The organism is Stenotrophomonas nitritireducens, from assembly GCF_001431425.1.
In the GTDB taxonomy this organism is placed as follows: Bacteria; Pseudomonadota; Gammaproteobacteria; order Xanthomonadales; family Xanthomonadaceae; genus Stenotrophomonas; species Stenotrophomonas nitritireducens.
In genome coordinates, this window is the sequence record NZ_LDJG01000008.1 from 174,746 (window position 1) to 196,478 (window position 21,733).

The following is a 21,733-nucleotide window of genomic DNA, read 5'->3' on the forward strand; positions in this document are numbered from 1 at the left end:
TCAATTCCTCCGCGTGCCGTCCGTGCGCTCGATCCGAACCACGTCACCCTTGTCGCCGCCCAGGCGCAGCTCCGCCGCGCCAAAGAGCCGATCCACGATGTAGTACGGCGCACGGAAGCGGTAGTTCACCAGTTGCCCGTCGCCCTGCGCACCGATCACGAACAGCGGCGGCAACTCGCCTTGCGCGATGCCGGCGGGGAACTGGATATAGACCTTCTCGCCATCATCGAAGGCGCGCAGCGGCTTCCACGGTGGATTGCTGCCGCTGATGGCGTAGCGGAAGCGGATCTTCTCCAGCGACAAGCCGGTATCGACCGGCGCGGCGGCGTTGGCCGCCTGCGCCTGGCGCTGCAAGGCCAGCATCTCGTCCTTCGGGTACTCCCACGACACCGAAGCCATCCACGTCTTTTCCGTCGAGGTCAGCTCCAGCAGGTAGGTGCGCCGGCTGGTGGTGATGACCAGATTGGTCTTGAGGCCCGAGCGGATGGGCTTGACCATCACATTGACGCGCAGCGCATCGCCGCTGCCGCTCGATGTGTCTCCCACGATCCAGCGCACCGTGTCGCCGGCGGCCACCGTCACCAGTTCCTCGCCCGGCTGAAGCGCGATCACGGTCACGCGGCCCACGGCCGCATAGACCTGATACAGCGCGCCGTCGGTGAAGGGCCAAACCTGAATCGCATTGACGTAGCCCTCGCGCGTGGGCGCGACGCGGGCCTCCGTATTGGCCCGCGAGACGCGCACCTTCTCGTCGGCCGGTTCCGGCGCGGGCTTGGCGTCCTCTGCTTCGGGCAATGGCTTCAACTGCGCCGGCAGCGCCAGCGGCTCGGGCACCTTGACCACTTCCACCGGCGCGAGCGGCTCCGGCAGCGGCTGGGCTTGCACCGGCTCATCGAGCGAGATGGCCGGCGGCGGCTTGCCCTGCGTGGCGCAGCCAGAGAACAGGACAGCCGAAACAAGCAGGATCAACGGCAAGGCGGATTTACGGAAAAGCGGGTTCATGGCTTGGCTCCTTCGGAAGAATCCAGTTCGCGGCTCCACGACAGGCCGTTGACGTAGATGCCCAGGGGGTTCTTGCGCAGGCGCTGTTCGGTGCGGGGGGTCTGCTGCACGATGGACACCACGGCCGTCCATCGCTCCAAGCCCGCCGCGGCACCGTTGACGTAGAGGCGCTCCGTCCAGCGCACGTTGTAAGACGTGTCGCTGGCGCGCACGACGCTGGTGATCTGCACCGTCACCGACTCCCTGCCGATGCGCGCGAACGGATCGTTCACGCGCGCGTAGTCGTTGAGCACGGCCGCGCCCTTGTCGGTCGTGTAGTCGTAGGCGTCCAGCCAGTTCTGGCGGACGACGATCGGGTCGATAGACAGCGAGCGCACCAGCGTCACGAAACGCGCGATGTGGTGCGCCGTCTGCGCATCGTTGGGCCGGTACGGCGTGGCGGCTTCGCCGACCGCGCGTACCTGGCCCGCGTTGTCCACTTCCACGACGTAGGGAGTCACGAAGGACTGCGCCGAGCGCCACACCAGGCCGCCGGCCATCAGCAGCGCGAGCGTCAGGCACCCGAAGGCCATCAGGCGCCAGTTCTTCGCCTGCACGCGCGGCGAGCCGATACGGCCGTCCCACACCTGGCCGGCAGCTTGGTACGGCGTGGCAGGCTGCGGCGTGTCGGCGTAGCGCACCTGCGGTTTCTTGAATCGCATGGTCGGTTCTCCTTATGAATCGGAATCGCGCAGGCTCGGCCCCTGGCCGGAGCCGCCGCCATCGCCGCCGCGCAGCGCGTGGGCAGTGGTGGTCGCGGCATGGGTGAGTTGCTGGCGGCGATGCAGCCGCTTGGCCCAGGCGGGTTGTTCCGGCTTCTGTGCAGCGGCGGCACCTGTGGAGGCTTGGCCGGCTGACGCGCCAGCGTCGGCCGTCGAGCCATTCCAGCCAGCGCGGAACGGAGCGGCCATCCGCTGCCCGGCAGCGGAAGCACGGGATGCAGCTGCGCGTCCGGCGGACTGCGCGCCGGTCTTGGCGACGTTGCCCATGCCGGCCATCGCGCCTTTCGCGCCACCGCCTGCGGCGGCAGAACCGGCCTGGAACGCCGACTTCGCACTGCTGGCCGCCGACGTGGCGGCGCGCGCACCGCTACCGGCCAGCTTGGCGGCAGCCGGGGCCATGCGCGCACCAGCAGCCACGGCGCCACCCACGCCCGTCGCGGCGGCGCCGATGGCGACGGCCGTGCCGGCAGCGCCGACAGCAGCACCGGCCATTGCGCCAGCGCCGAGCTGCGGCGCACCGGACACGAGGCCCGTGGCGATGCCGGGGCCGAAGATCCCGAGCGCCAGCAAGGTGAGCGAGGCCAGCATGATGACCAGCGCGTGGTCGATAGACGGCTCGGCGGGATGGACTTGGAACTGAGCGAACAAGCCCGAGCCGATACCGACGATCACGGCCAGCACCAGAACCTTGACGCCGGAGGCCACCACGTTGCCCAGCACTTTTTCGGCGAGGAACGCCGTCTTGTTCCACAGCGCAAACGGCACCAGCACAAAGCCCGCAAGCGTGGTCAGTTTGAACTCGATCAGCGTGATGAAAAGCTGGATCGCCAGCACGAAAAAGCACAGCACCACGACCAGCCACGCGAGAAACATCACCGCGATGGCATCGAGATTGACGAACACCTCGGGGAAACCGGCCATCTCGCCGACTTGCTCCAGAATCGGCGCCCCTGCGTCGATGCCGGTTTTCGCCAGCCGGCCCGGCTGCAAGAAGTTCTCCATCGTGATGGCCGAGCCGGTGGCCGTCAGGCCCAGCCCGGCGAAGGAGCGGAACACGATGCCAGCCAGCCAGTTGAAGTTGCCGATGATGTAAGCGAAGGCACCGACGTAGAGCACCTTGCGCAGCAGCTTGGCGATCACGTCCTCGCCCTGGCCGGTGGCATGGCTCATGGCCCAATACAGGCCGGCGATGGTCATGTCGATGACGATCAGCGTCACGGTCAGGAAGGCCACTTCGCCCTGCAACAGCCCGAAGCCCGAGTCGATGTAGGCGGCAAAGGTGTTGAGAAACTGGTCGATGATGGTCACGTCATTCATGGCGTGTCCTCTGATTCGGCGGGCGATGCCGGTGCCTTGCCATCGGCCGGTTCATCGAAGCTCGGCGGGATCGGCGGCAGGTCGGCCAGCGTTTGATATTCATCCGGCCCGGCCTGGCCGGAGAAGAAGCGCCGCCGGAAGGCTTCGGCGGCGGCGCGGCAGGCGTCCTCGCCCGTGGCCTGCCGATCGGCGGCGCATTGCGCGCGCAATGCCTTGAGCCGCACGGGATCGGCGGCCAAGGCATCGGCAAGGTTGTCGGCCGGCTGCTCGCTGCAAGCGGTCAGCAGCGCCACAAGCAGCGAAACCGACAGGGCGAGGACGCATCGCATGGCGGCCTCCCGTCAGTTGCCGTAAAAGTTCACGGACTGCGGCGTGTACGGTGTGCCGTCGCCCAGGAAGCGCCGCCGCACCTCGCGGGCGCGTTCCGTGGCCGCCGCCTGTCGCGCCAGCTCCAGCGCAGTCGCCCGGTCTTGCGTGATCTGGAGCCGCTGCGACTGGATGGACTGCTTGGCCTGCAAGGCCAGCAACTGGTTCATGGCCTGCATGGCTTGCAGCGCGCCTTCGGCCGACTGGCTCTTGCCCACGAGGTCGGCCAGCACGCTCTCGTCTTCGCCCAGGTTCTGCGACACCTGCGCCTGCATCTGCATCGTGGTCTGCAAGCCGTTGAGCGTGTTCCGCCAACGCTCCTGCGCGTCGCGGTACATCTGGTCGCCGCTGACGGTGGCGGCGTACTGCTCGGGATACAGGCGCGCGAACTCCCGATCGAGGTTCGTCACGTCGTAGGCCAAGCCCCTGGCCTGGGCGATCAGTCGCTCGGTCGTCGCCAGATTGGCGCGCAACTCGTTCACCACACTGGACGGCAGGCTGGCGAGGTTGCGCGCCTGGTTCATCAGCATCTGCGCTTCGTTCTGGAGCTGCTGGATCTGGTTGTTGATCTGCTCCAGCGTGCGGATCGCGGTCAGCGTGTTCTGCACGAGGTTCGTGGGATCGACCACGACCCATTGCGCATGGGCGGTGGCGGTGCAAAGCATGGCCGCGACGGCGGCGGCGATAAGGCGCTTCTTCATGACAGGCTCTCCTGTGGGTGGTCGGTGGTACGGAGGGAACCCGGCGCAAGGCCGGGGAACGAGGGCAGCAGGTCGGCCGCCCAATCGAGGCCGCGATGGCGCAGCCAGGCGCCCGCGAAGCCGGGCACGCCGGCGTCCAGCAGCACGCGATCCATGTCGCGCTGGTCTTGCGGCGTGGAAGCGCCCGCAAACGCCAGCGCCGCCGGCCCCAGGTCGAGGTCGAACAGGCGGTTGCCGAGGCGGGATTGGTAGTAGTAGTCGCGCTTGGGCTGCGCGGTGGCGACGATTTCGATCTGCCGCCTGTTGAGGCCGAAGCCCTCGTAGATCGTGCGAATCTGCGGCTCGGTGGCCTGCGGGTTGGGCAAGAAAATCCGACTCGCGCAGCTCTCGATGATCGCGGGCGCGATGCTCGAATCCTTGATGTCAGCCAGCGACTGCGTGGCGAAGATGACGCTGACATTCTTCTTGCGCAGCGTCTTGAGCCACTGGCGGATGCGCGCGGCAAACACCGGGTCATCGAGGAACAGCCATGCTTCATCGAGGATCAGCAGCGTGGGAGCGCCATCAAAGCGTTCGTCGAAGCGCGCAAAGAGGTAATGCAGCACGGCCATGACGGCGGCCTTGCTGTGCATCAGCTCCTCCATCTCGAAGCACTGCACGTCGGCCATGCCCAATCGGTCATGGTCGGCGTCCAGCAGCTTGCCGTGCGCGCCGCCCAACACATAGGGCGCGAGCGCTTGGCGCAGCGCGTTCGATTGCAGCAGCACGGAAAGCCCCGTCATCGTGCGCTGCTCCACCGGCGCGCCTGCGAGGCTTCCCAGCGCCGACCAAATTGCGGCCTTCTCGTCGGGGCCGACTGCGACGCCTTCGTGCAGCAAGCGGCCCTCGATCCATTCGGCCGCCCAGGTGCGGTAGCCCTCACGGTCGATGCGCGCGAGTGGCTGGAAGGCGATTTCGCCATCCGTGCCCAGGTCGTAGTGTTCGCCGCCCAGGCCGAGGATGGCGGCTCGCATGGAGCGGCCCATGTCGAAGGCGAAGATGCGCGAGCGGCGATAGCGGCGGAACTGCATTGCCAGCGTGGCGAGCAAGACCGACTTGCCCATGCCGGTCGGCCCCGCGACCAGCGTGTGGCCCACGTCGCCGATGTGCGTCACCAGCCGGAACGGCGTCGCACCATCGGTGCGCGTGACGATCAGCGGCGGGCCGTCGAGGTGGTCGTTCTTCTCCGGCCCGGCCCATACCGCCGACACCGGCATCATGTGCGCCAGGTTCAGCGTCGAGACGATGGGCTGGCGCACGTTGGCGTAAGCATTGCCGGGGAGCGAGGACAGCCACGCATCCACGGCGTTGAGCGTTTCAGGGATGGTGACGAAACCCCGACCCTGAATGACGCGCTCCACCATGCGCAGCTTCTCGTCGGCGACGGCGGCGTCCTCGTCCATGACGGTGACGGTCGCCGTCAGATAACCGAAGGCGACTTGATCGCTGCCCAACTCCTGCAAGGCAGCGTCGGCGTCGGCGGCCTTGTTGCTCGCGTCGGTATCGACCAGCGGGCTTTCCTGCTGGAAGATCGTTTCGCGCAGCAGCGCGATGACATTCTTGCGCTTGGCGAACCACTGGCGGCGCAAGCGTCCCAATTCCCGTTCCGCCTCGGCTTTGTCGAGGCAGAGAAAGCGCGTGCTCCAGCGGTACGCAAAACCGAGGCGGTTGAGGTCGTCCAGAATCCCCGGCCAGGTCGAGGTCGGGAAGCCCCGCACCGACACCACGCGCAGGTGCTGGTCGCCCAGCATGGGCGCAAGGCCGCCGACCAGTGCGGAGTCGGTCAGCAGCGCGTCGATGTGGAACGGCACGTCGGGCACGCCGACGCGGTAGTGCCGCGTCGAGATGGTCGAGTGCAGGTAGGTCAGCGTCTGGCTGTCGTCCAGCCAGGCGATCTCCGGCATCACGCCATCGAACAGGTCGAACACGCGATCCGTTTCCGCCATGAAGGCCGCCAGGCGCTCGCGCCAGTCCACGCCATCGGTGGGCCGGTTCTCGTACAGCATCCCCGCCGCGCGGGTGCGCGATTCCTCGGGCGGCAGGTACACCAGCGTCAGGTGATAGCCGCTCTCGAAGTCGTTGCCCGATTCCTCGAAGGTGGCCCGGCGTTCCTCGTCCACCAGCCACGACAGCGGCTCGGGAAACTCCGAGTGCGGGTAATCGGCGGCAGCGCGGCGCTCGGCCTCGATGAACAGCGCCCAGCCCGAACCCAGGCGGCGCAGCGCATTGTTCAAGCGCGCCGACGTGGCGATCAGCTCGCCTTGCGTGGCGCTGTCGAGGTCAGGCCCGCGAAACCGCGCCGTGCGCTGGAACGAGCCATCCTTGTTCAGCACGACGCCCGGCGCCACCAATCCGGCCCAGGGCAGCCAGTCGGCAAGCAAGGCCGGGCGCTGGCGGTATTCGGCAAGGTTCAGCATGGCATTCCCCTCACACGTCCAGCAGCGGGCGGTGCTTGATGTGCCGCGCGAACACGGCCATGAACTGCGGATCGACGCGCGCCCCCCAGACCGCCAGCGCGTGGCCGACGATCCAGAGCACACCACCGGGAATCCAGAGTTGCAGACCCAGCCCGACAGCGGCGGCCAACGTGCCGTTGGCGATCGCCACGGTGCGCGGTGCGCCGCCCAGCAGGATCGGCTCGGTGAGCGAGCGGTGCAAAGGCACCTCGAACCCCGCCGCGAAGCTATCCGGGGCGCTCATACGACAGCCCCGCCGGAGAAGCTGAAGAACGACAGGAAGAACGAGGACGCGGCGAACGCGATGGACAGGCCAAAGACGATCTGGATCAGCTTGCGGAATCCGCCCGACGTGTCGCCGAACGCGAGCGCGAGGCCCGTGGCAATGATGATGATGACCGCGACGATGCGCGCCACCGGCCCCTGGATGGATTCGAGGATGGATTGCAGCGGGCCTTCCCACGGCATCGAGGAGCCGGCGGCCTGCGCGGTTCCGGCCAGAAACAACAGCAGCGCGGCCAGCAGCAGCCCTTGCCCCGCAGGGCGGGCCAGGCAGCGCAGCCGCGCAAGACGCAAAGCCGGATTTGCAGAAAAACGGAAAGCAGGAATGGTCATCTGCGTCATGGCAGTTCTCCAAGTGAGTGAGGGGATGGGGAAGTCGCCGCAGCGGGTGCGGCATCGGGATGTGGCGGCAGCTCGGGAAACGGCGTTTCCAGCGCGTCCGCCAGTTGGTAGCCCACGCCATCGAAGCCGACGACGCGGGCGATGCTCTCGATGCGGCGTTTGCGCCCGCGCCCGGCGATGTGGATCACCACGTCCACGGCCTCGGCGATCAGCGCACGGGGCGGATTCACCGCCACTTCGAGAATCAGTTGCTCCAGGCGCAGCAGCGCGCCGAGCGCGGAGCCGGCATGGATCGTGGCGATGCCACCGGGGTGGCCCGTGCCCCACACCTTGATGAGATCCAGCGCCTCGGCGCCGCGCACTTCGCCAACGACGACGCGATCAGGCCGCAGGCGCATGGACGAGCGCACCAGCTCGGTCATCGACACCACGCCTGCGCGGGTGCGCAGAGGAACGTGGTCGCGGGCCGCGCATTGCAGCTCCACCGTGTCTTCGAGCACCAGCACGCGGTCGCCCGTGGCAGCGATCTCAGCCAGCAGCGCATTGGCGAGCGTGGTCTTGCCGCTGCTGGTGGCCCCGGCGATCAGCACGTTCTGCCGCTCGCGCACGGCGCGAACGAGAAAGCCCGCCTGCGCGCTGGTCATCATCCCGCCGATGACGTACCGCTCCAGCGGAATCACGCCGATGGCGCGCTTGCGCAAGGCAAAGGCCGGCCCCGGCGCGGCGGGCGGCAAGATGCCCTCGAAGCGTTCGCCCGTCTCGGGCAACTCGGCGGACAACAGCGGCTGGCCGCGATGTACTTCCGCGCCGACGTGGGCGGCGACAAGGCGGATGATTCGCTCGCCGTCCGCCTCGGGCAGTTCCACGCCCATCGGCGCGCGCCCACTGGAAAGCCGATCCACCCAAAGGGTGCGATCAGGATTCAGCATCACCTCCACCACGTCCGGGTCTTCGAGCGCGGCGGCGATCAGCGGTCCCATCGCCGTGCGCAGCATCTGGATGCGGCGGTCGAGCGACGTGGCGGTCATGGATTGGGGAACGGCGCTCATGACGCACGCTCCCGCGCTTGGGCGGCTGCCGCCGCGTCCTCCATCCGCATCGGATCGGGATGCAGTTCCTCCACCACGTCGCGCACCAAGCTGCGGCCCCGCAGCAGGTGGCGGCCAAGCTGCTCGGTGAACTGCTCGAAGCGCGCTTTGCCCTGCGCGCGTGCCGCGTCTTGGTGCGCCTCGGGAACCGGCGTGCTGACGGTCAGGTAGTAGCGGATGAACAGCGCCAGCGTTTCGATGGCGATGTTCTGGTCGCGCTCCATGCGCTCGGTCTGGCGCGAGAGGCGATCCAGCCGCTTGGCGATGGCCGCCTCGCGCTGGTCGGCGGCATCGGGCGACAGCCACGATGCGAGCGCCGCCGCGACGATGGACGACTTGGACACGCCTTTCTTGGCGGCCAGCTCATCCAGGCGCTTGGCGTGCTCCGGCTGGATGAACAGGTTGAGGCGGTAGTGGCTCATAGCTCGATTCCGTCGTTGGGGTCGAGGGAAGCCAGCCGGGCCGTGCGCTGCATGGCTGGATCGAGCTGGCGCGGAAGGGGAAGCGGAAGGTCGTCGTCGTCATCGAGCAGCCCGAGGTCAGCCGCAGGCGCGGCCAGCTCGGGGTCGTAGGCGACGGTTTCGGAGAGTTCGGGCTGACGGCGCGGGCCGCCGTCGTCGGCCGAACCCAAGTTCTCCAGGCCATCGGCGGATGCCGTGGCAGGCGCAGCGGGCACGGACGGAATCGCCAGCCCGCTCCAGTCGTCGGGACGCAGCGTCGGCGCGTCCGCGTACTGCCCGTTCGCCAGTGCAGGCGGCGGCAGCACGCGGCGCTTGAAATTGGCGTCCGCGTAGTAGCGCAGCTTCTTCGCCTTGATCGGCGCCAGGCTGGACACCATCACCACGGCCTCGTCAGGCGGAAGCTGCATGACTTCACCCGGCGTCAGCAGCGGGCGCGCGGTTTCCTGGCGCGACACCATCAGGTGCCCGAGCCACGGCGCGAGCCGGTGGCCGGCATAGTTGCGTTGCGCACGCAGCTCGGTGGCCGTGCCCAGCGTCTCGGAGATCCGCTTGGCGGTGCGCTCGTCGTTCGTCGCAAACGTCACGCGCACGTGGCAGTTGTCGAGGATCGAATGGTTCTGGCCGTAGGCTTTGTCGATCTGGTTGAGCGACTGCGCAATGAGGAAGCTGCGGATGCCATACCCCGCCATGAAGGCCAGCGCCGTCTCGAAGAAGTCCAGGCGCCCCAGCGCCGGGAACTCGTCAAGCATCAGCAGCAGCTTGTGCCGGCGCTCGATGCCGTCGGAGCCGTCGAGCGATTCGGTGAGGCGCCGCCCGATCTGATTGAGGATTAGGCGAATGAGCGGCTTCGTCCGCGAAATGTCCGAAGGCGGCACTACCAAGTAGAGCGACACCGGATGCTTGGCCGCGATCAGGTCGGCGATGCGCCAGTCGCAGCGCGAGGTGACTTCGGCCACCGTGGGATCGCGGTACAGGCCGAGGAACGACATGGCCGTGGAAAGCACGCCCGAGCGTTCGTTGTCGCTCTTGTTGAGGACTTCGCGCGCCGCCGAAGCGACAACAGGATGCGGGCCATCGCCCAGGTGGGGCGTGGTCATCATCCGATGCAAGGTCAGCTCGAACGGGCTGGCCGGATCGGACAGGAAGTTGGCGACGCCGCGCAGCGTCTTGTCTTCGCCTGCGTAGAGCACATGCAGGATGGCCCCGACCAGCAGCGCGTGCGAAGTCTTTTCCCAATGGTTGCGCTTCTCCAGCGCGCCTTCGGGATCGACCAGAATGTCCGCGATGTTCTGCACGTCGCGCACTTCATGCGCGCCGCGCCGCACCTCCAGCAGTGGGTTGTAGGCCGCCGACTTCGCATCGGTCGGGTTGAACAGCAAGCAGTGGCTGAATCGGCTGCGCCAGCCTGCGGTGATCTGCCAGTTCTCGCCCTTGATGTCGTGGATGACGGCCGAAGCCGGCCAGGACAGTAGCGTCGGCACCACGAGGCCCACGCCCTTGCCCGAGCGCGTGGGCGCGAAGGTCAGGACGTGTTCCGGGCCTTCATGCCGCAGGTACTGGCGATCGCGCTGGCCCAGGAACACGCCGGCAGGCTGTGCGAGGCCCGCCTTGCGAATGTCCTGCGCGTTAGCCCAGCGCGCAGAGCCGTAGGTGGTGACGAGGCGTGCTTGGCGCGAGCGCCAGACCGACATGGCGATGGCAACGCCCACGGCGACCATGCCGCTGGCGCCGGCGATGGCGCCGCCGGTGTCGAATACTTCCGGTGCATAGGCCCCGAAGAAGAACCACCACTCAAACAGTTTCCAGGGGTGGTAGATCGACGTGCCAAGGAAGTCGAACCAGGGCGAGCCAAGGCGTACTTGATAGCCAAGGGCGGCTGCTGTCCATTGTGTGGCGCCCCACACGCCAGCGATCACGATGCCGAATACGACGGCGATCTGACCGAACAGCACGTTCGTCCCTTGCATGACCTGGCCTCCGATTTCTCCTGAGCTGATTCCTCATGGAAAGAGCGGCACAAAGGCGTGCCGCAGGCGTCAGGATCGGTGCCGGGCCAGTGCCGGTCAAAGACCGTTTTCGGCAGAAAGGTCGAGCAAAAAGACAGAATGAGTGCGACGGCGAGCCAAAGAAAAACGCCGCAAGCGCGGGCGCATTGCGGCGTATCGAGCAAAAAATTAAGGCGATTCGGCGAACCGCCAACGATCAGAACTTAGGCGGTTCCTTCGGTGGTGTGTACGGCGTTTCGCCGTCGCCATAGAACCGCTTGCGCGTGGCCTCGGCCACCCGGTTGCACAGCACGTCGCCCAGCTTCGGGCGGTCGGTCTTGCATTGCTGGCGCAGCTCTTTGAGCCGCTCAGGATTGGCCGCCAGTTCTTCCACCGTTGGGATATTCGCTTCCGAGGTGTCGGCCTTCTGAGGCATCTCGGACGAGCCGCAAGCAGTCAACGCGGCAGCCAGTAAAAGCGGAAGTATCTTCCTCATGATGCGGGTTCCTCCGATATGTCAGAACAGCGGCCTCGCATAGGCCTGGGAGATTCCAGGGATTCGATCGCCTGTACGCGCCCAATAAATCGTTCTAGCACTTCCAGCGGCTCACTTTCGGGATACAGCAAATAAGTGGTCAGCGGCGGTACGCGCGCCGCCAGAGGCCGGGCCACTACGCCAGGTTCACGGCTGGCAGCAATGTGCGCCGCACCTGCCAGTCCAAGCGCAAAGCCTGCCGCCACCAGCGCCATCATCAGGTCGGCGGATGCCACTCGTTCCGCGATCAGCGGCTCCATTTCGGTACGGCGCAACACTCGCTCGACATGCTTGGCATGGCCTTCACAGATTTGTGGGTCACACAGGACAAGCGGATAGCGCAGCAGTTCGTCCAGAGGAATCCGCTTGTGGGCCAGCAGTGGATGCCGAGCTGGCACCGCAACCATGAGCGGATCGCTCCAGACAGGTAGAGCGAAGATGCCATCGCCTACCTCGTCGGACTGCGCAAATCCCACGTCGTACGAGTCGTCATGCAGTCCCTTGATCTGCTGCGACAGTGGAATCTCGAAGAATCTGAGTTCCACTTCGGGTTCTTCCTGCCGGCATTGCGCCAGCAATGCCGGCAAGCGCGACGGTGTAATGCCGTCCGATAATGCCACGCGCAATTGTCCGTGAAAGCCGTTAGCTGCCGCTCGCACGCTATCCCGTGCTTGCTCCAAGGCGGTGAATACACGGCGCACATGCTCCAAAAACAACTTGCCAGAACGGGTCAATTGCGTGCTGCGTGTGGTGCGCGCAAATAGCAGGACACCCAACTCCTCCTCAAGCTCCTTGATTGCGCGCGACAACGGTGATTGCTCGATGTGCAGTCGCTCGGCAGCACGAACAAAGCGAAGCTCCTCTGCAACTGCGAGAAAGTATCGAAGGTGGCGTAACTCCATTCTTTCTATCTCGCTGACGCTTCATTTTCGGTCAAATCAATCACCCATATATGCAGCTCTAAGAAGATTGGCGCATATTTGAAAATTGCGGCTCGGTAGTGATTCTTTAAGTCGACTTGCAAGCCATGCAGCTCATTTCTGCGATACGAAAAAAGGAGACGAATCCAACCACAACAGTGCCAATGAGGATGGCGTCTTGTATTTGATTGGACACTCTTGCGCCGGAGGCCTGAAAACCATACCTCAAGCAGACTCCGCTCGTCGTAAATTCAACATAAATTTACGATCACAGCCGCCGCGCGCACGCGGACGTCGACGCGCCTTGACCGACTTCACTAAACTCGTGTGCGACAGCGAAGATCTTCATAATTTACGTAGAATTTATGCGTGGAGATTGTTCATGAATGGAAAATTTACGCGCTTTCACTGAATACTTGGTTGCATGGGCATTTCGCTATTCGTTCGCGAGAAAAATCATGCATCTCGAAAAAATTCAGGCGACTAGAAAGGTCGTTGCTGCTGCGATCAGCGTGCTGCTGCTTGGGGCGGCAACCAGCGTTCAAGCGCAAGTCTCCGGCAATGTTGCATTGACGTCGGACTACGTGTGGCGCGGCTCTTCACAGACACGTGAGAAGCCGGCGGTTCAAGCAGGAGTGAAGTACGCCCACGACTCCGGCTTCTATGCTTCGGCCTGGGGTTCCAACGTCAAGTTCAAGCCAGATAACAATGCCAGTAGCGAATTCGATATCGCTTTGGGCTGGAGCGGCAAGCTGGCAGAAGACTGGGCGCTTGATGCGTATTACCTGCGCTACCAGTACCCCGGTACACAAGGCTCCCCCAGCTGGAACGAAGTCAACGCGGCGCTTACTTGGCGCGACAACTACTGGCTGTCGGTGGGGCGCTCCACGAACGCGATGGCCAGCAAGACAACTGGTACCTATGCGCTCATCGGCGTGCGATACCCCGTCAATGACAAATGGCGTTTCGAGGGCACGCTAGCGCGCTACTTCCTGGACAGCGCCTACGCGGATAGCTACACCCACGGCTCCCTGGGCGTGGTGTGGGGATTTCAAGCCCCATTCGAGGCAAGGCTGACGCTGCACGGGACGGACTCCGCCGCAAAAAGGATGTTTCCCAGTATGGCGGGCTCTCGTGTTGAGTTCGCTCTGCAAGCCTCTTTCTAAAAATCATTAACTTGCCAGCAGCATGGCAATTTTCAATAAAGGTGGATCGTGAATTTGATTATCGGATTGATATCGTTCGGGTTATTTGCATATTTGCTTTATGCACTGATCAGGCCTGAAAAGTTCTGATTACAAAATTATTCAAATCAATCGAGGTGCATTTATGGGTGATTTCTTGTTTTTGGTATTGGCTTGCGGATTTTTCGTAATCACGGCGGGGTTCATCGTTGGCCTCGAAAAAATTTGATCGGAGTCCAAGATGACTGTCGACATTGTCCAATTCGCTATCATCCTGGTGATCATGACCGGCCTGGTCGTGGTGCTCGGGAAATGGATGGCACGTCTTTTCACAAGTCCTGCGCACAGTTTTCTGGAGCGTGGTACCTATCGAGTTCTTGGCGTTGACCCGTCGGAGAAGATGTCATGGAAACGCTACGGGATGGTGCTCGTCCTGAGCAACGCCGCCATGATGCTCCTTGGCTACGTTCTGCTGCGCGTGCAGCAGTATTTGCCTGGCGATGCGCTGGAGAGGGCGTCTCAAACGCCTGATCTGGCATTCAATACTGCGGCTTCGTTCATCACCAACACCAACTGGCAAGCCTATTCAGGCGAAAGCAGCCTGTCCAACTTCTCACAAATGGCGGTCATCACCTTCTTGATGTCCGTTAGCGCAACAACGGGCGTGGCTGCCGCAGGGGGGGTCATTCGGGGCCTGAGCCGAAGGTCCACGGGCGACATCGGTAATTACTGGGTGGATTTCACCCGTGTGCTCTATCGGCTCCTGCTGCCACTGTGCTTCGTGATGGCACTGGTTTATGTCTGGCAAGGCATGCCGCAAACGCTGAGTGCCGACGCAGTTGTCGCCACGCTCGAAGGAGCCAAGCAGCAGATCATCATGGGGCCGGTCGCGAGCTTCGAGACGATCAAGCACATCGGCACCAACGGCGGTGGCTTTTTCGGCATGAATGCCGCACATCCGTTCGAGAATCCGACGCCGCTGACCAACACGCTGCACATGCTCAGCATGCTGCTGATCCCATCTGCGCTGACTTACACGTTCGGCTCGATGATCATGCGCCGCAGGCAAGGCTGGGCCTTCTTTGGCGCCTTCGTTGTGATGTTCGTAGGCTTTCTTGCGTTGATCTACAACGCGGAGCACAGCGGCAATCCGATGTTGACGCCCCTGGGCGTGGATCAGACGCAAACCGCTCTGCAGGGTGGCGGCAACATGGAGGGCAAGGAGCTGCGCTTTGGCGTGGCTCAAAGCAGCATGTTTGCAGCAGTAACCACAGCCGCAACCACCGGCTCGGTGGACTCGATGCACGACTCCTACACCCCGATGGGCGGTTTCGTTCCGTTGGCCCAGATGATGCTCAACAACGTATTCGGTGGTGATGGCGTGGGTCTAATCAATCTGGTCACTTATGCCATCCTCACGGTGTTCCTTGTGGGCATGATGATCGGCCGCACTCCTGAGTTTCTTGGCAAAAAAGTCGAGGCACGGGAGATGAAGTACGTGATGATCGCCGTGCTCGCCCATCCGTTGAGCATCCTCGGATTCACGGCCATCGCATGCCTGGTCCCGGCCACCATGGAAAGCTTGGCCAACCTCGGGCCACACGGCTTCAGTGAAGTCCTGTATGCGTATACGTCAGGCACGGCGAACAACGGCTCTGCATTTGCAGGCCTGAATGCCAATACGCCTTTCTTCAATACGACCATCGGCCTGGCCATGCTCGTGGGCCGCTATTTCACGCTGCTGCCCATGCTCGCGGTCGCTGGAGTAATGGCAGCCAAGAACAGCATTCCGGCCAGCGCAGGAACGCTCTCGACAGCCACGCCCCTGTTCACGGGGCTGCTGGTTTTCATCGTCCTCATCGTCGGCGGACTGACTTTCCTGCCCGCTCTCGCTCTGGGTCCCATCGTGGAGCACTTACTGTTGCTCACGGGCCAGACCTTCTAAGGAGTAGCTATGACTGAAATTCAAACACAAGTCAGCCCGGCTGTGACATCGGCATTCAGCGGTGTCACCCGCCCGGTGCTTGTTTCTGCAGTGCTCTTCATGATCGTGACCGGACTGGTGTATCCACTGGCCACTACTGGCGTGGCCCAATTACTCTTTAGCGATCAGGCGCAAGGCAGTTTGATTACTCGCAACGGACAGGCCGTCGGCTCGCGTGTCATTGGCCAGCTTTTCTCTAGCCCTCAGTATTTCCATGGCCGCCCCAGTGCCACTTCCGGCGCTGACCCGAACGATCCAGCCAATTCGATCGACCAGCCGTACAACGCTGCCAACAGCGGCGCGAGCAACCAGGGGGCGCTGAGCAAGAAACTGCTCGACGCCGTGGCAGAGCGCACCAAAGCCTACCGGGAGGAAAACGGTCTGGCAGCTGACGCGAAGGTACCGGTCGATGCGGTGACCGCATCTGCCTCCGGCCTTGACCCGCACATTTCGTTAGCGAACGCCCGGCTGCAAGTGTCCCGGGTGGCAAAGGCGCGCAATGTGCCTGAGAAGGATGTGCTGTCGGTGCTGGAAAAGAACACAGCGCAACGTCAGCTCGGCGTTCTTGGCGAACCCCGCGTCAACGTGCTGGAACTCAACCTTGCACTGGACGAGGCCTTCAAGGCCCGGCCAGTCACCCAATAAAGCTGGGAGTTTTTATGTCCCAAACAGAAGTCATCACGTCTACTAATAGCACCGGCCCGTCTGGTAAGCAGCCAGACCCTCAGCCCGGCGCCCTGCCATGGTCCTCGATCATTGGTGAAGCTTTTCGTAAGCTGTCTCCGCGCGTGCAGATGAAGAACCCAGTGATGTTTGTCGTGTATGTCGGCAGCATCGTGGCAACGGTTCTGGGGATTCAGGCTGTGCGAGGAGATGGCGACGCCCCGGCGGGCTTCATCTTTGCAGTGGCTGCCTGGCTCTGGTTCACCGTGCTCTTCGCCAACGCAGCCGAGGCATTGGCCGAGGGCCGCGGCAAAGCGCATGCTCAAGCGCTGCGCGCCTCTCGGCGGCGAGTGGTTGCCCGTGTGCTCAAGGAACCTAAGCTGGACGGTACGAGCTGGCCCGTCCCCAGCGACGAATTGGCCGTGGGCGCTTACGTCCATGTCAACGCCGGAGAAACCATCCCAGCGGACGGTGAGGTCCTGGTTGGGGTCGCCTCCGTCGATGAGTCGGCCATCACAGGGGAGTCGGCTCCGGTGATCCGCGAGGCTGGGGGCGATCTCAGCTCGGTTACCGGCGGGACCCGCGTGCTCTCGGACTGGATCATCATGCGCGTCACAGCGAAGCCTGGTGAGGCGTTCCTTGACCGCATGATCGCCATGGTCGAGGGTGCCAAGCGAGGCAAGACACCGAACGAGCTTGCGCTGAACATCCTGTTGGTCGCCCTGACGCTGATCTTCCTGCTGGTATGCGTGACCTTGTTGCCGTTCTCCATGTTCGGCGTACAGGTCAATGGCGCAGGACAGCCAGTGAGCATCACGGTCCTCATTGCCCTGCTGGTATGCCTGATCCCGACGACCATAGGGGCCCTGCTATCGACTGTGGGCATTGCTGGCATGAGCCGCATGATGAAAGCAAATGTATTAGCAACCTCTGGTCGCGCGATCGAAGCTGCCGGTGACGTTGACGTGCTGCTACTCGACAAGACTGGCACGATCACCCTGGGCAACCGCGAGGCTGTCAGGTTTGTCGCCGCTCCTGGCCTGTCTGAGCCGGCTGTTGCCAATGCTGCCTACCTGGCTTCGCTGGCTGACGAAACGCCGGAAGGTCGCTCCATTGTGACGCTGGCTAAGGGCAGCTTCAATGTCAAGCTTCGGACACTGGACGGTGCACAGCCCATTGCATTCAGTGCAATGACCCGCATGAGCGGCATAGACATCGATGATCGGCAACTGCGCAAAGGGGCTGCATCGGCGATTCGCGCCTACGTGGAGCATGCCGGCGGGACATTCCCTGAGGCCGTTAGCCGGATCGTCGAGGAAATTTCTCGGCGTGGCAGCACACCTCTGGTCGTGGCCGACGGCCCGAGCGTCATTGGTGTGGTCGAACTCAAAGACATCATCAAGCATGGCATCAAGGAGCGTTTCGGCCAACTGCGCGCCATGGGAATCAAGACTGTCATGATTACGGGGGACAACAGGCTCACTGCAGCCACGATTGCCGCTGATGCAGGCGTGGATGATTTCTTGGCTGAAGCCACGCCTGAAGACAAGTTGCGTCTGATCCGCAAATACCAGGCCGAGGGCCACTTGGTGGCCATGACGGGGGACGGCACAAATGACGCGCCGGCCCTTGCGCAGGCTGATGTGGCCGTGGCGATGAACAGCGGCACTCAAGCCGCAAAGGAAGCGGGCAACATGGTGGATCTGGACAGCAATCCCACCAAGCTTCTGCGGGTTGTCGAGGTGGGCAAACAGATGATCATGACGCGCGGAGCGCTGACTACCTTCAGTGTCGCGAACGACCTGGCAAAGTACTTCGCGATCATTCCGGCCGCGTTCGTCGCCACCTACCCGGCATTGGGGGCCTTGAACGTGATGGGCCTGCACAGCCCCAATTCGGCGATTCTGTCCGCGGTGATCTTCAATGCGCTCATCATCGTTGCCTTGATCCCGCTTGCCTTGCGTGGGGTGAAGTATCGGGCCGAATCGGCCTCGCATCTGCTCAGGCGCAACCTTTTGATCTACGGCGTCGGTGGCCTCATCGCGCCGTTCATCGGAATCAAGCTGATCGACATTATGCTGACCCCATTCTTCTGAAAGTTAATAATCTGGAATAATTGGGCAACGCTAAAAAACGTTGCCCAAAACCCTATGAAGTTATCGAGTTAAGAGGACCGCCTTATGGGAGCGACCCAACCCATAAAATCCGACGCCATACTGGGTGAACTCAAGCGAGAGTCTGCCGGACGGTTGACGGTATTTCTGGGTGCTGCGCCTGGCGTTGGCAAGACCTACGCCATGCTGGCCCGTGCGCGAGAACTGCACCGCCAAGGGGTGGATGTCGTTATTGGTATCGTCGAAACCCATGGCCGTGGCGAGACCTGGGCTCTGGTCGAGGGGCTCCCATTGCTGCCTCGCAAAACAATTGAGTATCGAGGGCGGCAACTGGAGGAAATGGACCTGGATGGCTTGCTAGCACGCAAGCCGGCAATTGCCTTAGTAGATGAGCTAGCCCATCGCAATGCCCCCGGAAGCCGCCATGAGCGGCGCTGGCAGGATGTGGAGGAATTGCTCAACGCCGGTATCGACGTTTACACGACGGTCAATATCCAGCATTTGGAGAGTGTGAACGACGTTGTGCACCAAATTACAGGTATTCGAGTAAACGAGACTGTTCCTGACACTATTTTTGAGCGTTTGCGTGACATTCGCCTGGTCGATTTGCCTGCGCGCGAACTGATAGAACGTCTGAACGATGGAAAAGTCTATATTCCCGAACAGGCTGCGAGAGCGCTACAGGCGTTCTTTTCACCGTCTAATCTCACCGCCTTGCGTGAGCTTGCAATGCAAACGGTGGCGGAGCACGTCGATGTCGACCTTCGCGAAAAGCGTGCCGCACGCGGGTTGGCAGGCATTCCCATTCAACACCATGTGCTGATCGCCATTGATGGCCGGGGACAATCCGAATATCTCGTGAGAGCGGGTTCCAGAATGGCCGAGCGACGTGGCTCGCCATGGTCAGTGGTCACCGTAGACACAGGCAGGTCTGCCGACGCGACACAGCAAGCAGGAAGCATCGCCCAGCCGATCTCATGGCTCAGAAGGAGCGCGCGTGCTGAGCAGCAACGTTTGATGGAGATCGACAAGGCTTTCGCGCTAGCGCGCAATCTTGGCGGGGAGACGGAGGTGATGCACAACACCGACGTCACGCAGGCATTGCTGGACGCTGCGGAAGCGCGCGGCGCAAGATCCATTGTGATCGGTCGCACGCGCGAGCGTCCTTTCGCCCGAATGTTCAACCGTACATTGACGCAGCAACTGCTACAGCGCGGCGCTCGCTACGAACTGACGATTGTCAGCACACCGCAGGCGCGGCAGCAGACGATATATTGGACTGACACGGCCAGCAGCCGAATTACGAAACGGGAAGTCTCGCTGATTCTTCTGGCCAGCGCTGCCACCATAGGTTCAGCAGCCTTGGCTGAACGAGTTCTAGGATTACAGGATCTGTCGCTGATCTTTCTCGTAGCTGTTGTGCTGGTCGCGTCACGCACTCGCATGGCGTCAGCAGTTATCACTGCCGTTCTCTGCTTCTTGGCCTATGATTTCTTCTTTATCGAGCCAAAACTTACCTTTCTGATCAGTGCCCCTCGCGGCGTCGCAACCGTAATGCTGTTTCTCGCAGCAGCACTGATCGCAGGGCGCTTGGCTTCGCAACTACGCAGACAAGTAGTGGCACTGCGAGCCGCCAACACTCACGCTACAGCAATGCAGAAATTGGGACGCCAACTTGCCAAGGCAGCCGATCTTGGACAGGTTATTGCGTCAGGCGCCTCGATACTAAGATCGACCCTTCATGCCGAAGCATGGATACGCATCAACGGGGAATCGGGGCCTACCGCCGCCACAACCCCGCTTACCGATAAAGATTTGATGGCGGCGGACTGGACGCAACAACACGGACAAATGAGTGGGCGTTACACAGACACCTTGAGTAGTTCCAGTTGGCTGTTCCTCCCAGTGCGTTCGGACAAAGACGCGCTAGGCGTGGCCGGACTAAGGTTCCGGTCGGATATGGGGCGTCTATCGTTTGAGCAGCGCCGCCTCGCAGAAAGCATGGTGGAAGACATTGGTCAGGCGGCGCTACGCACGCGGTTGGTATCACAATTGGAGGAGGCGCGGGTCACGGGAGAAACGGAGCGTCTGCGGTCCGCGTTGTTGTCATCCGTGTCGCACGATCTGCGCTCGCCCTTATCATCGATGATAGGGGCGGCCGACAGTCTGGCGCGGTACGGCAAGAACATGGGAACGGAGGATCAGCAGAGTTTGCTGGAAACCATTCATATTGAGGGCGAACGCTTGGATCGCTACATTCAGAACCTGCTCGACATGACGCGACTTGGGCAGCAGGGCCTGACGTTGACGCGCGACTGGATCGGTATAGACGAATTAGTGGGGTCGGCGTCAAGGCGTCTGCAACGGTACGAGCCGAATATCCGCCTGGAGCTCGACATTCCCTCGGGGCTGCCGCCGATTCATGTCCATCCCGCCCTAATCGAGCAGGCTTTGTTCAACGTGATGGAAAACGCGGCAAAGTTCTCCCCTCTGGAAGTTCCCATCCACGTGAAGGTCCAGCGCAATGAAGATGGCCAATTGCAAGTAGACGTCTCGGACCGTGGTCCCGGCATTCCAGAAGACGAACGACGACGCATCTTCGATATGTTCTACAGCGTGGAGCGTGGCGACCGGGGCAAGCAAGGGACTGGTCTAGGATTGACGATAGTGCAAGGCATCGTGGGCGCCCATATGGGCAGCGTCCAGGCACTGCCCGGACGGGAAGGCAAGGGAACCACGATCCGTCTGACCTTGCCGTGGGGCGAATATGCCAAGCAAGAGGCGAAAGAAGATGATGGGACGACCTAATGAAACGACTGCGAGCGCGCCGGCTGCCAGGATTCTTGTAATCGATGATGAAACGCAGATTCGCAAGTTCATCGACATCAGTTTGCGTTCGCAGGGCTATGCGACTTTGTTGGCAGGAACGGGACGCGAGGGACTAACGCTGCTAGCCAGTAAGGGGGCGGATCTTGTCGTTCTTGATCTGGGACTGCCGGACAAGGACGGAAAGGAAGTTCTCAAAGAGCTTCGGCAGTGGTCACGCGTGCCTGTCATAGTGTTGACGGTGCGGTCCGGCGAGGAGGAAAAGGTAGCCTTGTTAGATGCGGGCGCTAACGATTACGTGACCAAACCATTCGGTGTCGAGGAACTCATGGCGCGTATTCGCGCATTCCTGCGAACCGTAGGATCTGGTCTGGAGGAAGGTCCAGTCTATGACGATGGGACTGTCAGCATAGATCTGGTAAACCGGGAAGTGACGGTTCATGGCCAGATCGTCACGTTAAGTCGCAAGGAGTTTTCTCTACTGTCTCTATTGGCTCTCCAACCAGGACGGTTGATCACGCAAACGCAAATTTTAAGGGAGCTGTGGGGACCGACGCACGACGAAGATGCTCACTACTTACGCATTCTTGTCGGCAAGTTGCGTCACAAACTTGGAGACGATGCTTCCGCACCCCGTTATATCGTGACTGAACCTGGGGTTGGACTGAGATTCATCGCGAAGGAACGACAAACGGCTTGAACTGAAT

Annotated in this window: 20 protein-coding genes; 7 read left to right on the top strand and 13 right to left on the bottom strand. The window is 62.5% G+C overall.

What is annotated here, in order from left to right; all coding sequences use genetic code 11:
• The 13 genes from trbG to ABB22_RS17720 form a co-directional block, all read right to left on the bottom strand.
• Positions 1–1,002, bottom strand: coding sequence for a P-type conjugative transfer protein TrbG (gene trbG / locus ABB22_RS07210; protein ID WP_057505128.1), 1,002 nt, complete (start codon positions 1,000–1,002; stop codon positions 1–3).
• On the bottom strand, positions 999–1,703 hold the full coding sequence (gene trbF, locus ABB22_RS07215) for a conjugal transfer protein TrbF (protein WP_057505129.1): 705 nt from the start codon (positions 1,701–1,703) through the stop codon (positions 999–1,001). The genes trbG and trbF overlap by 4 nt, the downstream gene beginning before the upstream one ends.
• Before the next feature lie 12 nt (positions 1,704–1,715).
• Complete coding sequence (gene trbL, locus ABB22_RS07220; RefSeq protein ID WP_057505130.1) at positions 1,716–3,080, bottom strand: P-type conjugative transfer protein TrbL; 1,365 nt, start codon at positions 3,078–3,080, stop codon at positions 1,716–1,718.
• Complete coding sequence (locus ABB22_RS07225) at positions 3,077–3,409, bottom strand: hypothetical protein (RefSeq protein WP_057505131.1); 333 nt, start codon at positions 3,407–3,409, stop codon at positions 3,077–3,079. Before ABB22_RS07225 ends, trbL begins: the two co-directional genes overlap by 4 nt.
• A gap of 12 nt (positions 3,410–3,421) precedes the next feature.
• The gene (trbJ, locus tag ABB22_RS07230; protein ID WP_057505132.1) at positions 3,422–4,147 is read right to left on the bottom strand and encodes a P-type conjugative transfer protein TrbJ; all 726 of its coding nucleotides are present in this window, start codon (positions 4,145–4,147) and stop codon (positions 3,422–3,424) included.
• On the bottom strand, positions 4,144–6,603 hold the full coding sequence (gene trbE / locus ABB22_RS07235) for a conjugal transfer protein TrbE (RefSeq protein ID WP_057505133.1): 2,460 nt from the start codon (positions 6,601–6,603) through the stop codon (positions 4,144–4,146). The genes trbJ and trbE overlap by 4 nt, the downstream gene beginning before the upstream one ends.
• 10 nt (positions 6,604–6,613) lie before the next feature.
• Positions 6,614–6,886 carry a VirB3 family type IV secretion system protein gene (locus tag ABB22_RS07240; protein WP_057505134.1) on the bottom strand — a complete coding sequence of 91 codons (273 nt, stop codon included), beginning with the start codon at positions 6,884–6,886 and terminating at the stop codon, positions 6,614–6,616.
• Positions 6,883–7,266: a TrbC/VirB2 family type IV secretion system protein gene (locus ABB22_RS07245; protein ID WP_003103996.1), complete on the bottom strand. Its 384-nt coding sequence runs from the start codon at positions 7,264–7,266 to the stop codon at positions 6,883–6,885. Before ABB22_RS07245 ends, ABB22_RS07240 begins: the two co-directional genes overlap by 4 nt.
• The gene (gene trbB, locus ABB22_RS07250; RefSeq protein ID WP_057505135.1) at positions 7,263–8,315 is read right to left on the bottom strand and encodes a P-type conjugative transfer ATPase TrbB; all 1,053 of its coding nucleotides are present in this window, start codon (positions 8,313–8,315) and stop codon (positions 7,263–7,265) included. The genes ABB22_RS07245 and trbB overlap by 4 nt, the downstream gene beginning before the upstream one ends.
• Complete coding sequence (locus tag ABB22_RS07255) at positions 8,312–8,776, bottom strand: ribbon-helix-helix protein, CopG family (RefSeq protein ID WP_057505136.1); 465 nt, start codon at positions 8,774–8,776, stop codon at positions 8,312–8,314. The genes trbB and ABB22_RS07255 overlap by 4 nt, the downstream gene beginning before the upstream one ends.
• Entirely contained in the window at positions 8,773–10,782 is a 2,010-nt protein-coding gene (locus ABB22_RS07260) for a conjugal transfer protein TraG (RefSeq protein WP_057505137.1), read from the bottom strand. The genes ABB22_RS07255 and ABB22_RS07260 overlap by 4 nt, the downstream gene beginning before the upstream one ends.
• 235 nt (positions 10,783–11,017) lie before the next feature.
• A complete protein-coding gene (locus tag ABB22_RS07265; RefSeq protein ID WP_057505138.1) occupies positions 11,018–11,296 on the bottom strand; it encodes an EexN family lipoprotein in 279 nt (92 codons plus the stop codon).
• Positions 11,293–12,237: a LysR family transcriptional regulator gene (locus ABB22_RS17720; RefSeq protein WP_082592153.1), complete on the bottom strand. Its 945-nt coding sequence runs from the start codon at positions 12,235–12,237 to the stop codon at positions 11,293–11,295. Before ABB22_RS17720 ends, ABB22_RS07265 begins: the two co-directional genes overlap by 4 nt.
• Before the next feature lie 404 nt (positions 12,238–12,641).
• Here ABB22_RS17720 and ABB22_RS07270 point away from each other — a divergent pair, with 404 nt between their 5' ends.
• From ABB22_RS07270 to ABB22_RS17730, 7 genes are all read left to right on the top strand, one after another.
• Positions 12,642–13,421: a TorF family putative porin gene (locus ABB22_RS07270; protein WP_333783566.1), complete on the top strand. Its 780-nt coding sequence runs from the start codon at positions 12,642–12,644 to the stop codon at positions 13,419–13,421.
• 48 nt (positions 13,422–13,469) lie between these two features.
• Positions 13,470–13,550, top strand: coding sequence for a K(+)-transporting ATPase subunit F (kdpF, locus tag ABB22_RS19000; protein WP_113931806.1), 81 nt, complete (start codon positions 13,470–13,472; stop codon positions 13,548–13,550).
• A 130-nt stretch (positions 13,551–13,680) separates the two neighbouring features.
• Positions 13,681–15,384 carry a potassium-transporting ATPase subunit KdpA gene (gene kdpA / locus ABB22_RS07275; protein WP_057505140.1) on the top strand — a complete coding sequence of 568 codons (1,704 nt, stop codon included), beginning with the start codon at positions 13,681–13,683 and terminating at the stop codon, positions 15,382–15,384.
• A gap of 9 nt (positions 15,385–15,393) precedes the next feature.
• Entirely contained in the window at positions 15,394–16,068 is a 675-nt protein-coding gene (gene kdpC / locus ABB22_RS07280) for a K(+)-transporting ATPase subunit C (RefSeq protein ID WP_057505141.1), read from the top strand.
• Between the two features lie 14 nt (positions 16,069–16,082).
• The gene (kdpB, locus tag ABB22_RS07285) at positions 16,083–18,182 is read left to right on the top strand and encodes a potassium-transporting ATPase subunit KdpB (RefSeq protein ID WP_082592155.1); all 2,100 of its coding nucleotides are present in this window, start codon (positions 16,083–16,085) and stop codon (positions 18,180–18,182) included.
• A gap of 84 nt (positions 18,183–18,266) precedes the next feature.
• Entirely contained in the window at positions 18,267–21,008 is a 2,742-nt protein-coding gene (locus tag ABB22_RS07290; protein WP_057505142.1) for a sensor histidine kinase, read from the top strand.
• Positions 20,995–21,726, top strand: coding sequence for a response regulator (locus ABB22_RS17730; protein ID WP_236756988.1), 732 nt, complete (start codon positions 20,995–20,997; stop codon positions 21,724–21,726). Before ABB22_RS07290 ends, ABB22_RS17730 begins: the two co-directional genes overlap by 14 nt.
• Positions 21,727–21,733: the final 7 nt, after the last annotated feature.

Coding starts and splice junctions, on each gene's coding strand:
- trbG (WP_057505128.1), bottom strand. CDS start 1,002: ATGAACCCGCTTTTCCGTAAATCCGCCTTGCCGTTGATCCTGCTTGTT.
- trbF (WP_057505129.1), bottom strand. CDS start 1,703: ATGCGATTCAAGAAACCGCAGGTGCGCTACGCCGACACGCCGCAGCCT.
- trbL (WP_057505130.1), bottom strand. CDS start 3,080: ATGAATGACGTGACCATCATCGACCAGTTTCTCAACACCTTTGCCGCC.
- ABB22_RS07225 (WP_057505131.1), bottom strand. CDS start 3,409: ATGCGATGCGTCCTCGCCCTGTCGGTTTCGCTGCTTGTGGCGCTGCTG.
- trbJ (WP_057505132.1), bottom strand. CDS start 4,147: ATGAAGAAGCGCCTTATCGCCGCCGCCGTCGCGGCCATGCTTTGCACC.
- trbE (WP_057505133.1), bottom strand. CDS start 6,603: ATGCTGAACCTTGCCGAATACCGCCAGCGCCCGGCCTTGCTTGCCGAC.
- ABB22_RS07240 (WP_057505134.1), bottom strand. CDS start 6,886: ATGAGCGCCCCGGATAGCTTCGCGGCGGGGTTCGAGGTGCCTTTGCAC.
- ABB22_RS07245 (WP_003103996.1), bottom strand. CDS start 7,266: ATGACGCAGATGACCATTCCTGCTTTCCGTTTTTCTGCAAATCCGGCT.
- trbB (WP_057505135.1), bottom strand. CDS start 8,315: ATGAGCGCCGTTCCCCAATCCATGACCGCCACGTCGCTCGACCGCCGC.
- ABB22_RS07255 (WP_057505136.1), bottom strand. CDS start 8,776: ATGAGCCACTACCGCCTCAACCTGTTCATCCAGCCGGAGCACGCCAAG.
- ABB22_RS07260 (WP_057505137.1), bottom strand. CDS start 10,782: ATGCAAGGGACGAACGTGCTGTTCGGTCAGATCGCCGTCGTATTCGGC.
- ABB22_RS07265 (WP_057505138.1), bottom strand. CDS start 11,296: ATGAGGAAGATACTTCCGCTTTTACTGGCTGCCGCGTTGACTGCTTGC.
- ABB22_RS17720 (WP_082592153.1), bottom strand. CDS start 12,237: ATGGAGTTACGCCACCTTCGATACTTTCTCGCAGTTGCAGAGGAGCTT.
- ABB22_RS07270 (WP_333783566.1), top strand. CDS start 12,642: ATGGAAAATTTACGCGCTTTCACTGAATACTTGGTTGCATGGGCATTT.
- kdpA (WP_057505140.1), top strand. CDS start 13,681: ATGACTGTCGACATTGTCCAATTCGCTATCATCCTGGTGATCATGACC.
- kdpC (WP_057505141.1), top strand. CDS start 15,394: ATGACTGAAATTCAAACACAAGTCAGCCCGGCTGTGACATCGGCATTC.
- kdpB (WP_082592155.1), top strand. CDS start 16,083: ATGTCCCAAACAGAAGTCATCACGTCTACTAATAGCACCGGCCCGTCT.
- ABB22_RS07290 (WP_057505142.1), top strand. CDS start 18,267: ATGGGAGCGACCCAACCCATAAAATCCGACGCCATACTGGGTGAACTC.
- ABB22_RS17730 (WP_236756988.1), top strand. CDS start 20,995: ATGGGACGACCTAATGAAACGACTGCGAGCGCGCCGGCTGCCAGGATT.